We start from the raw sequence: 11,271 nt of genomic DNA, 5'->3' as shown, positions 1-11,271 counted from the left end.
ATAATTTGTTTTATGAGTCTTAAATTCGCTTCTTTAGTGTGGTGTTAATGTATTCATTTATATGGTTTTTTATTTTTCATCGAGTGCTAATGTAGGCTGATAAAACGTATTAAGCTTAAATCTTCGGCCAACCCGCTGTGAAACGAATCTGAAATAATGATGTTAATATCATCACGCCAGCGAAAAAATTACCACTTAACGGTAAAAAAGGGCGTTTGAACCTAAAACGCTTCCCTAACCATGTAAAATCCCGTATGTTTTTTTGTTATAAATTTGTTTTAAGGGAATAATAATGAAAAACATGATGTTGTCTTTGTTGGCATTTACCTCCATTTCAGCTGTCGCTAACACAGATCTGGAAATGGCTAATAAAATCCGTGCCGAAGGGTTTTATAATTCGCACGTCATGCATACCTTGCAATACTTAACCGATAATATTGGGCCTCGCCTATCGGGCTCTCCACAAATGTATAAGGCCAATGTATGGACCAAAGAACAATTAGCCGACTGGGGTCTTGAAAATGCCCATCTTGAGGCTTTTGATTTTGGTCGAGGTTGGTCACATGACGCCGCATCAATCGCTTTAACATCACCTCGAAATGTCTCTTTACACGGTATCCCTGTGGCTTGGACACCAGGGACAAATGGGATGATTACAGCACCAGCGGTACTGTTTGATGCAAGCTCCATCGCAGATCTAGAGCGTTATAAAGGTAAGCTAAAGGGTAAAATACTCCTGATGGGAGAGGGACGTACGATAGGCGAACCTAAAAACACCGTTTTTAAGCGCCATAGTGCATCCGATTTATCAAAAATCAAAGAGTTTGATGTAATGCGTGGACCAAGCCATCGCACCGAACGCGCACCGCATCGACATGAATCGACTATGCAGCGTTATTTGTTTAATAAAGAGCTTAATGCATTTCTAAAAGAAGAAGGGGCTCTGGCCGCCGTTTATCGCAGTTGGCGTCAAGGTGGCTTAGTTGGCATTTGGGGTAAATCACATAAAAAAGATAATACGTTCCCCATTCCAGCCATTGTTATTGAAGCTGAGCAATACAACCTCATCACTCGTTTAATGGATGATGGTGATGCTCCAAAGCTGTCGTTAGATGTGAAAGCAACGTTTTATGATAATGATCACAATGCTTATAACACCATCGCAGAAATTCCAGGCAATGCTGAAAATCCAAAAATTGTTATGTTAGGGGGCCATTTAGATTCATGGCATGCCAGCGACGGAGCGGTTGATAATGGCGCAGGGGTCGCTGTTGCAATGGAGGCCGTTCGCATTCTAAAGGCCTTAGACGTTAAACCTAAAAATACCATTCGCATAGCGTTGTGGTCTGGTGAAGAGCAAGGCTTATATGGCTCTAGGGCATATGTTGAAAAACACTTTGCCTCAAGACCAAAACCTGAAGATAAAGTTGAACGAGAACTGCCAAGTTACCTTTGGAAAACGCCGGGTTGGCCTATCAGCCAAAAAGCCGCTTACGATGACTTTTCCGTGTATTTTAATATGGATAACGGTAGTGGCATGTTCCGCGGTATCTATACCGAAGGTAACGTCGCGGTGAAGCCGTTATTTAGCAAATGGTTTGGCCCATATTCTGATCTAAGTACAGGAACGATAAGCAATAAAACAACCGGTGGAACCGATCATGAGTCTTTTGACGATGTTGGCCTACCTGGCTTTCAGTTTATTCAAGACCCTCTTGATTACTCATCACGATTGCATCATACCCACATTGATTCATTCGATCATGTGATTGAGGCAGACATGAAACAAGCCGCGGTGATTATGGCTGGCTTTGTATATCAAGCGGCAATGGCCGATGATGGTGTACCACGTAAGCCTATGCCAACCAAGCCGTCAAAATTACAATTGCAGAAGATGGCTGAGAAAAGTCAAAAAGAGCGTCGTAAACGTGAACGCGACGCCAACCGAGCTCTTGAAACTCAAAGCTTAATCAAAGACTAAGCTGTCACTTATTCATGGGCTAGGACCGCCAATGAAGTAATAGTTGAAGATAGAGGTTAGGTTAACCACATTGTGATAAGGATTGTCTGCTTTACTCCCAAGGATGATCTGTAAGCATAAGTCGGCTATGCAAATAGCCGGCTTTTTCTTTCCTACAACAGAAAATCGGCTGAAGTTGATAGAGCAGGTAGTACTAAGTCCATTAGGTTGTGCACAACAATGAGTGTTATCTGAGGTGCATTAACAAGATAAATCTTTTCGTATAGCCACACTATGGTAATGAAATAGGCATAAAACCATAAGATATGTTGAAATTATCATCAAAAGCAGCGTAAATCGTTTTTTTTAGAAAAATTTACTTGAAATATACGCCTAAAACCCTATAATTCGCGCACTGTTTCTAAGCAGTCGCGCAAAATACGATGGTGGCTATAGCTCAGTTGGTAGAGCCCCGGATTGTGATTCCGGTTGTCGTGGGTTCAAGTCCCATTAGCCACCCCATCTTTTTTATTATCCATGTCTTTAAACATTCGCACCGTAAAGGTGTTTTTTTATGCCCAAAATTTAGGTTTGGCTCTTTAGCCAATCGCGTTTTCCGTCCTTTATCGCGTTATAAAAAAGAATGGTCAAAGTAAGCCCCTAAGATTTAGTGCTAGCTTAAACTTTGACCATCGCAGAATGTGATTATGTCACTAAGCGCTTTTGTTAAAGCACAGGTTTAATGATCTCAGCCGCTTTTTCCACATTGTTTACTGCTTCAGTAATGGAGTCGGCCTTGTTTAAAATCACTCCCATACGGCGGTGACCATTGACTTGCGGTTTGCCAAATAATCTAATTTGGGTATTTGGCATGGCCAATACTTGATCAACTTGAGAAAAGGCGACTTGTTCAGATTTACCGGTCACCAAAATAGCTTTTGAGGCGGCAGGTGCGTACTGATTAATGGCTGGAATCGGTAAGCCCAAAATAGCCCTAGCATGTAAGGCAAACTCGGATAAGTCTTGTGAAATTAAGGTGACAAGCCCTGTATCATGGGGTCTGGGTGATACTTCATTAAAGATCACCTGATCTCCTTTTATAAATAACTCAACGCCAAAGATACCAAACCCACCAAGGGCCGTTGTGATTAACTCGCCAGCCTTTTGCGCATTTGCCAATGCTTGCTCCGACATCGCTTGTGGTTGCCATGACTCTTGATAGTCACCGCCTTCTTGGCGGTGACCAATAGGCGGACAGAAAGATGTGCCATTTTTATGACGCACCGTTAGTAAGGTGATCTCGTAATCAAAGTCGACAAAACCTTCAACAATGACTTTGTCACCCGAACCGCGAGCACCTTGCTGAGCGTATGTCCAGGCATCATCGAGTTGTTCAGGGGTTTTCACTACGCTTTGGCCTTTCCCTGATGAACTCATAATGGGCTTGATCACAAAAGGAAAGCCTATGCTGTCTACAGCTTCTAAGTACTGTTCTTTGGTTTCGGCAAATCGATAGTGACTGGTTTTTAACCCTAATGTTTCAGCCGCTAAACGGCGGATGGCCTCTCGGTTCATGGTTAATTGAGTGGCTTTGGCCGTTGGGATCACGTTGAATCCTTCGGTTTCAAGTTGCGCTAAGGTGTCGGTCGCAATCGCTTCAACTTCAGGCACAATGTAATCCGGTTGTTCTTGTTCAATCACTTGGCGTAAAGCGTTGCCATCGAGCATTGAAATAACGTGACTGCGGTGTGCAACTTGCATTGCGGGGGCGTTAGGGTAACTGTCTATTGCAATGACCTCTACGCCCAGCTGTTGCAGTTCTATTGTTAATTCTTTACCCAACTCACCAGAACCACATAAAAGCACTTTAGTGGCCGAAGGTGAAAGGGGGGTTCCTAAGATGGTCATAAGGTATTCCTTGTTATTAAGAGATATGCGCAATTATAAGTTGTTATAAGGTAACTAAAAACCTTGTTGGTTAATATCGATGTCATTACCTTGATCATTACTTATTTGAGTGTGGTTAAAAAATATCTAGATTTGTCAGACCCATTAATATTGTTTCATGACATTAACCAGATGATTTAACGGATAGTTTTGTTGGCTCGCGTAATAGTGCTGGCGAATTTGCTGCACGACTGACTTTGGGCGAGTCAAGCTCGAGCAATGGGGCGTAATGCTTATGTCAGGATGATGCCAAAATGGGTGTTCTGGTGCTAACGGCTCTTGCTGAAAAACATCAAGACAGGCGCCACTCAGTTTTTTTTGCGCAAGCGCTGTCAGTAAGTCCGCTTCATTTAAGTGATGGCCTCTGGCGACATTGATTAAGTAACAACCTGGTTTTACATGGTTGAACATCTTGGCATTTAATATGCCTATGGTTTTTTTGGTTAAAGGCAATAAACACACAAGAATGTCGGGTTTGGCAACAAAGTCATTGAGTTGATCTCTGGTGTATGAATGTACTCCCTGGATGTGTTTTTCAGACTGTGACCACCCCGAAACTTTGAAACCCAATGAGGCAAATTTTTGGGCGCAATAGGCGCCTATTTCCCCCAAACCCAAAAAGCCGATATGGCATTTGGCAAAAGGTGTTTGACGCTGCCATTGCCAAATGGCTTGGCGTTGTTGTGCTTGGTAAGCCGAGCGGACGCTAAGCCGTTCAGTAACCGCATACAACAAGTACTCGAACATCCCTTGAGACAAATCTTCATCCACAATACGGGTAATAGGAAGCTCAGGAGGCAGAAGTTTATCTTTGAGCAAATGATCTACCCCAGCGCCCATCGAACAAATCACTTTTAGGTTTTTAAACGCTAATAAACTGCCCTCTGGTTGTTGCCAGCAAAGGGCGAGGGTCACTTTTTCAGGAGAGTGGATGTTTGGCCAAACTTCAACGTTGATTTCTGGTGCCACTTGGGCAAAAGCCTTTAACCAAGGGCTTGGGTTTTTATCAGGGCAAATTAAGGCGATGGTCATCTAAATATGTTTTCGTTATTACTGATTATGCAAAAGTAAACGGAATCTATCCAAGTGTCTAGCTTCGGTGACTCGATAAAGCAATTAAGGCTTTATCGGGGCATCGGTGAAGGCGCCTTGTGCGCCGTTTTTATCTAAATCACGACAAATTTCGGTTAACGATGGCCATCTTAGTTGACACCAATCGGGGGCTAATAACATCGGCTTGTTTGCCGTCGCAGAAACGCGATGTAGCACAATGTGTTTGGGAATGTGACGTAACAGATTGCCGGCAATTGAGGCATATTCACACATACTTAAAACGTCTATCTTATTCGCTCGCCAAGCCTTGGCCATGATGCTTCCTTCTACAATATGCAGAGGGTGTAATTTAATGCCATCAACCGGATATTGCAGTACTTTGCTAAGTGTTAAAAGAGCGTCGTGTTCGGTTTCTTGTGGTAAGCCAATTATTAAGTGGGTACAAATTTTGATGCCATAGGATGAGGCACGATTGACCGCATCAACATACGTGGCAAAATTATGACCTCGGTTAATACGTTTTAGGGTGGCGTCGTTTGCGGTTTGTAAGCCTAATTCGAGCCAGACTTCATAACCTTGTTCAACATACTCACTTAACAGTATCAGTACCTCGTCTGGCACGCAATCTGGGCGAGTACCAACACACAAACCAATAACATCACCTTGTGTTAGGGCTTGTTGGTACTTAGTTTTTAAATACGCAACTTCACGATAGGTGCTGGTATAAGCTTGAAAGTAAGCCAAATATTTACGCGCTTTTTGACCATGGTTGACTTTGCCTTGTGCCATTTGTTGGGCGATTGGTTGGGTTTGGTTTTCGCCACTAAAAGAGTCGACGTTGCAAAAAGTACAACCACCACGACCTAAAGTACCGTCGCGGTTAGGACATGTAAAGGCTGCATCGATAGTGAGTTTTTTGACGCGCTCACCATATTTTCGTTTTAAATAGGCGCCAAAGGTATGGACATATTGGTCAAGTTGCATATAGGTTCACAGGCTATGGGTGAATTTTAATTAAGGTAGATTTTTTATGGGCGTGTTAATACGCTACCATAGTGCCATTTTATCATTCGGTAAAAAATGATGCCTAAATCGAAATCAATATATTCTGTAGTTACCTACGGTATATATGAGCAATGGGATAAGTCGAGTAAGGACTTGGCAAAGCTTTTGATGTTTAACACCGAAGTACCCGCGCTTATAGATATTGAGTTTGGCTTTGTGTTAAAAGCAGCAAAGGGCAAGGGTAAAGAACTGAGTTACTGTATTGAGCATTGCGGTATTATTTAAACCCATAAAGCTCGACCTGCGTCGAGCTTTAAGGTGTTACTTGGCACGGGGTTGGGCTTATTGCACCTGTGCTAACGCCGTTTCTGGTTTTAGGTGTTGCTGTAAAAAAACGTCAATCCGTTTCATTGCATCTCTGCGGTTAACCGCACCATCTAAGTTATGAGTGCCAAACTGAAATAGTTCCATTTCTACCGACTTGTTGGCTTCTTTTAATGCCTCGTACATCGCTTCAGATTCTCGATAACTCACCCTTGTGTCTGATTTACCATGAATAAGCAATACTGGCGCTTTGAACTGATGCGCAAAGTTCACTGGAGACAGCTGCTCTAGTTCGTCTTCATTACTGGTGATCGCATTTTCAACATAATTTTTAAATCCTTTCACTTTTAGGCTTTGAACGATTTTGTTCATGTCGGCAACTCCGGCAATCGACACAATACATTTAAATAGCTCAGGTGTTTTGTAACCTGCAGCAAGCGCCGCATAACCACCATAGCTGGCGCCCACAATGCAGGCATTCGAGGTGTTGGCAAGTTCGGTAGACTCAAGCCATTTGAGTGCATCAATAAGGTCAGTTTGCATTTTTTTGCCCCATTGATAATAACCCGCCGTTAAATAGTCGCCACCATAGCCCGTTGAACCACGATAATTCACTTGCAAAACAGCGTAACCTCGGTTGGCAAAAAGCTGAACAAAAGGGTCAAAATATTGGCTATCTCGGGCAAATGGCCCACCATGAGGAAACACCACAACCGGTGGCTTTTCGACATTGTTTGGAAGGGTTAAATAGCCGTATAACATCATTTCATCACGAGCCATAAATTCAAATGGCAACACACTGGCTAAGGTTGCTTGCTCTAAGTCGGGAAATTGTGGGTACCACAAACTGACTTTTTTCTTGTTATGGTCATAAGTAAAGAATTTGCCCGGAGAGCTGTCACTGATGGCATAAAGTAAAAAACGATTATTGCTTTTATCACCATCAAAAAGTGATGATTGTAAGCCATTTTTTGAAAATAAACCGCTGAGTTGCAGATCGAGATTATTGCTAGATTGAGCGAAATATTTGCGTTTAATAAAGTTATCATTGTAACTATAACCCACTAATTTTCTTTTATTATCTTTTAATCTAACAATCGCTGCAGTGATATCAAGAGTGCCAGGAGCTTCGGCAATGAGGTCAAACTTTTCGGATTCTATGTGATAGCGCCATAACGCATCTTTTTGTAATTTATAATCTGAAATGACAACAACAGAATTGCTACTCGGCTCATACATAACCGGATTAAATATGGCATCTTGGTAGGGCTCAAAGCTTCGAATTAATTGCCAATCAGATTGGGGATCTTTACGGGTATAAATGTATTTGGTATCGACATTTCGATCTTCATCTACCGCTATACCGAGTAAGACGTCACCATCGGGGTTTACGCCCCAACTGACAAATCTTTTATTGTTAACCACATATTTTTCAAAGTCACCGGTGTTAATATTGACCTTGAAAATAGAAGAGTAAAAGTTATCACGCTTATCAGATTGCGTAACCAAGATATGATCAGGGTCGCTGTGTAATAAGCTGAGTAAGCGCGGGCTGCTACGATAAGCGTCTAGCTGACTCTGTTTGCGATTGCGCGAGCGCAGTTCAAATACATTTTTGCCTTTAATATCTGACGAATATAGATGAGTGGAACGAACTCGACGCGAAATTTGTTCAAGGTATAAAGGCGATGAGATAGAGACCAATACTCGGTTGTCATTTGCCCATTGTAAGTCGTCAATACGATATTTTTCAGCGCCAAGTTGTAAGATCACCTCCATTTTACTTTTGTCTTCAAATGGAAATATCGCCACCTGGGTGAACTCTCCTTGGTTGATAACTGCCGCGATGTGTTTACCATCGGGAGATATGGTTGGTTGTTCCACCATCGGCATTTTATTAAAGTGCTCTATAGGGATTTGTTGAGGGACGAAAGCAAGACTAACACCACTAACGAGTAGCAAGGACAAAAAGCAAAGTATCTTCTTAAACACAATGAGCTCCTGATTTTATTATAAAATTCCTTTATTTAAATAACCGTACACGTTTTATTGGTTAATTTCTATTCGATTGTTAAATATATTTTTCGTTAATACAAATGTTTTTGGCCGTTGCAAACGAGAGGCCATAAGAACTTTCAATAAATTGATTTATATGCAGATACAAAAAAAGCAGCCGTAGCTGCTTTTTTTTAAATCCCGATTGGGTTTATTTTAACGATGACATGTATTGCGCTAGAGCTTCAATATCTTTATCCGTTAATTTGGCTGCGATACCACCCATCATTGAGTTCATATCGTTGTAACGAGTACCGTCTCGAAACATTGCCAATTGCGACTTTAAGTACTCGACATTTTGATTGCTTACAACAGGGAAACCAGCAAGCGCTGCACCCTTACCATTAACGCCGTGACATGCGATACACGCGGTAATACCACGCTCGGCATCACCACCTTTGTAAAGTTCTTCACCAGCTGCGTTGGCAACAACACCTGTTGCTTTTGGTGCTTGGCTGGCAAAGTAAGCCGCTAAATCTTGCATGTCGGTAGGAGAAAGGCCTGCCACCATACCAGACATCACTGGGTTGTTACGTCCTTCGCCAGCTTTAAAGTCAGCTAATTGTTTAGCAAGGTATTTTTCGTGTTGACCCGCTAAGCTTGGGTACGTAGGGACAAGTGAGTTACCGTCTGCGCCATGACACGATGCACACATTGCTGACTTAGCTTGGCCTGCTTCAACATCACCAATAAATGTTAATTTCGCCGCCGAAGGTTTTTTGATTTCCGCCGAAATAACCGCTGTTGTATCGGCAAAATAAGCACCGATGTCCATAATGTCTTGGTCAGTTAAGTTTTTAGCCACAACATTCATCGATGGATTAACGCGCGAGTTATCTTTAAAGGCGTGCAATTGCTTTTCAATGTATTCAGGGTGTTGGTCGGCAAGGTTTGGATTGATTAATACGTCAGAATTACCATCTTCACCATGACAACCGATACAAGAAGGAATCCCCTTAGCTGGATTACCATTGAGGTATAAGCCTTTACCTGCTTGAGCATCGCCTTTGGCAACAGGGGCAACCGGTGCAGATGCTGTTGTCGTCGTTGTTGCTGAAGCCGAATCTGATGCTGCGCTTAGGCTTTCACCTTGACGAGAGAATGATGCGAAGTATGCGGCTAAGTCGGCCATGTCTTGTTCGGATAAGTTTTTCGCCATTGGTGCCATTAAGGCATCACCACGATCACCAGACTTAAAAGCTTTTAGCTGTTTTACGATATAATCTGCGTGCTGACCTGCTAGGTTAGGGTAGTTATCAGCTAAACCGATACCATTGCTGCCGTGACAAGCGGCACATACTGCCGACTTCGTTTTACCTGCTGCGGCATCTCCGGCTGCAAAAGCGTTGCCCATTAAAGCGCAACCCAACAGAGTTGTTAAAATGATATTTTTCATAAAGTTCTTGCCTTTCATTACATCTGAAATTCAGCGTTTATTAATGATAATTCCACTCACTCGCTCTCTACCAATCGCCTTGTTATCGAGCTTCGCTGGTTTTTATTTATGCCAATTGATAAAGTATGGAAAAGTTTGTCGTATTCTACACAATTCCCACGAAAGTGTAATGGTTATTACTTAAAATTCGAACATTTTGTTCACATTACAAGGGCAAAGTTGGCAATATTCGAAAAAAGAATGCCTTAACGGCAACAAAAGGAGATATAATTGCATAAGATATTTACTCTATTTTCAATAAAGGCTCCTAAGTTTGACTACTTCATCGGTTAATTTACACATAGCAAAATTTCAACTTTCCGCACCTGATATTCGTCGTTTACCTGCCGATAGCGGGATCGAGGTTGCGTTTGCAGGTCGCTCGAATGCCGGAAAGTCAAGCGCCCTAAACACTTTGACCAATCAAAAATCATTAGCCAGAACCAGTAAAACCCCAGGTCGAACCCAGTTAATCAATGTTTTTGATATCGGTGACAATCGTCGCCTTGTCGACTTACCCGGTTATGGTTTTGCCAAAGTGCCTTTGGCAATGAAAGTAAAATGGCAAAAGGCGTTAGCTGAGTATCTTGAAAAACGGATGAGCTTAAAAGGTATCGTGATTTTAATGGACATTAGACACCCATTAAAAGACTTAGATGCCGACCTTATTCAGTGGGCCAATGATTGCCAATTACCTACGTTAGTTTTGCTGACTAAGGCGGATAAATTAAAACCGGGCAAACGCAACTCAGAGGTGCTGCAAGTTCGTAAAAAATGTAATGAAATGCACCCCAATATTAAGGTTCATGCTTTTTCATCATTAACCAAAGTGGGCCTAGAAACGGCTACTGGGGTGATCAGTGATTGGTTTACCAACCTAGAGCAACAAGTACTAGAAGACGCTTCAGAAAGTGATAGTGACGATAGCGCAGAATAATCGTTGATGAGATGAAGCGCTAGAGCTTTTTTAGCAGTAAAAAATAAGGAGAAAGCCCTTATCTTTGGTCGCTTTTCTGTATGATTTTACCGCAACAAATGATACTAAACTCTTAAAGTCCGCCAAAACTAAAAACGTTGGCGGATTTTTTTTTGCATGTTTTTAGGCAAAAAAAAACCGACGCCGCCATTTAGGCAGTGTCGGTAAGAAGCTTATGGGGAAGCTAGAAAACAAAAGTTATTACAACAAGAATTCCCTTAGGAATGATTTTATATTAGAGCCTTAACTCTAGTTTGTAAACCCTTATTTGAAAAAAAACTACAAAAAGCACCAGGTTTTCTGTTTGTTCGTAAGTTTGACCGTAATTCCTGTAATAAAAGTACGGTTATTTGCCCTAAAATGGTGATTCCGCCCCATATTGGGGCATTAATTGACCGTATATTTGTATAAAGGTTTCAGTATATTTACTTAAGTTGTGGGGGGGGCGCGAACGAAAAAGCCGTTGTAAACGGCATTAAGGTCTAGTTTTTTGCTTAAATTAAACAGCCAAACTGG

8 protein-coding genes, 1 tRNA gene and 1 pseudogene are annotated in these 11,271 nt (G+C 42.0%); 4 read left to right on the top strand and 6 right to left on the bottom strand.

Annotation, left to right across the window (positions count from 1 at the left end; genetic code table 11):
• The first annotated feature begins 292 nt into the window (after positions 1-292).
• Positions 293-1,981: a M20/M25/M40 family metallo-hydrolase gene (locus ACAY00_RS14430; protein ID WP_371375233.1), complete on the top strand. Its 1,689-nt coding sequence runs from the start codon at positions 293-295 to the stop codon at positions 1,979-1,981.
• A gap of 425 nt (positions 1,982-2,406) precedes the next feature.
• Positions 2,407-2,482: transfer RNA gene (locus tag ACAY00_RS14425), tRNA-His, on the top strand.
• A gap of 204 nt (positions 2,483-2,686) precedes the next feature.
• Here the strand turns inward: ACAY00_RS14425 and purT are convergent.
• From purT to ACAY00_RS14410, 3 genes are all read right to left on the bottom strand, one after another.
• Entirely contained in the window at positions 2,687-3,868 is a 1,182-nt protein-coding gene (gene purT, locus ACAY00_RS14420; protein WP_371375230.1) for a formate-dependent phosphoribosylglycinamide formyltransferase, read from the bottom strand.
• A gap of 144 nt (positions 3,869-4,012) precedes the next feature.
• Entirely contained in the window at positions 4,013-4,939 is a 927-nt protein-coding gene (locus ACAY00_RS14415; RefSeq protein ID WP_371375228.1) for a 2-hydroxyacid dehydrogenase, read from the bottom strand.
• 84 nt (positions 4,940-5,023) lie between these two features.
• Positions 5,024-5,944 carry a TIGR01212 family radical SAM protein gene (locus ACAY00_RS14410; RefSeq protein ID WP_371375225.1) on the bottom strand — a complete coding sequence of 307 codons (921 nt, stop codon included), beginning with the start codon at positions 5,942-5,944 and terminating at the stop codon, positions 5,024-5,026.
• Between the two features lie 96 nt (positions 5,945-6,040).
• On the opposite strand from ACAY00_RS14410, the gene ACAY00_RS14405 reads away from it, so the two are divergent.
• Positions 6,041-6,250 carry a DUF3859 domain-containing protein gene (locus tag ACAY00_RS14405; protein ID WP_371375222.1) on the top strand — a complete coding sequence of 70 codons (210 nt, stop codon included), beginning with the start codon at positions 6,041-6,043 and terminating at the stop codon, positions 6,248-6,250.
• A gap of 57 nt (positions 6,251-6,307) precedes the next feature.
• On the opposite strand, the gene ACAY00_RS14400 is transcribed toward ACAY00_RS14405, so the two are convergent.
• From ACAY00_RS14400 to ACAY00_RS14390, 3 genes and pseudogenes are all read right to left on the bottom strand, one after another.
• A complete protein-coding gene (locus tag ACAY00_RS14400) occupies positions 6,308-8,281 on the bottom strand; it encodes an alpha/beta hydrolase family protein (protein WP_371375219.1) in 1,974 nt (657 codons plus the stop codon).
• A 214-nt stretch (positions 8,282-8,495) separates the two neighbouring features.
• A complete protein-coding gene (locus ACAY00_RS14395; RefSeq protein WP_371379753.1) occupies positions 8,496-9,119 on the bottom strand; it encodes a cytochrome c in 624 nt (207 codons plus the stop codon).
• A 39-nt stretch (positions 9,120-9,158) separates the two neighbouring features.
• Positions 9,159-9,698 (bottom strand): annotated as a pseudogene (locus ACAY00_RS14390) (c-type cytochrome); the annotation flags it as partial.
• Positions 9,699-10,053: 355 nt separating this feature from the next.
• Here ACAY00_RS14390 and yihA point away from each other — a divergent pair.
• Positions 10,054-10,716 (top strand): ribosome biogenesis GTP-binding protein YihA/YsxC, encoded by a 663-nt coding sequence (yihA, locus tag ACAY00_RS14385; protein WP_371375216.1) that lies wholly within the window; start codon positions 10,054-10,056, stop codon positions 10,714-10,716.
• Positions 10,717-11,271 lie beyond the last annotated feature (555 nt).

This window comes from Thalassotalea sp. 273M-4, from assembly GCF_041410465.1.
Taxonomy (GTDB): domain Bacteria; phylum Pseudomonadota; class Gammaproteobacteria; order Enterobacterales; family Alteromonadaceae; genus Thalassotalea_A; species Thalassotalea_A aquiviva.
Note: the sequence above shows the minus strand (reverse complement) of the source record. Positions and strands in the feature narration are given on the sequence as shown.

Coding starts and splice junctions, on each gene's coding strand:
- ACAY00_RS14430 (WP_371375233.1), top strand. CDS start 293: ATGAAAAACATGATGTTGTCTTTGTTGGCATTTACCTCCATTTCAGCT.
- purT (WP_371375230.1), bottom strand. CDS start 3,868: ATGACCATCTTAGGAACCCCCCTTTCACCTTCGGCCACTAAAGTGCTT.
- ACAY00_RS14415 (WP_371375228.1), bottom strand. CDS start 4,939: ATGACCATCGCCTTAATTTGCCCTGATAAAAACCCAAGCCCTTGGTTA.
- ACAY00_RS14410 (WP_371375225.1), bottom strand. CDS start 5,944: ATGCAACTTGACCAATATGTCCATACCTTTGGCGCCTATTTAAAACGA.
- ACAY00_RS14405 (WP_371375222.1), top strand. CDS start 6,041: ATGATGCCTAAATCGAAATCAATATATTCTGTAGTTACCTACGGTATA.
- ACAY00_RS14395 (WP_371379753.1), bottom strand. CDS start 9,119: ATGGACATCGGTGCTTATTTTGCCGATACAACAGCGGTTATTTCGGCG.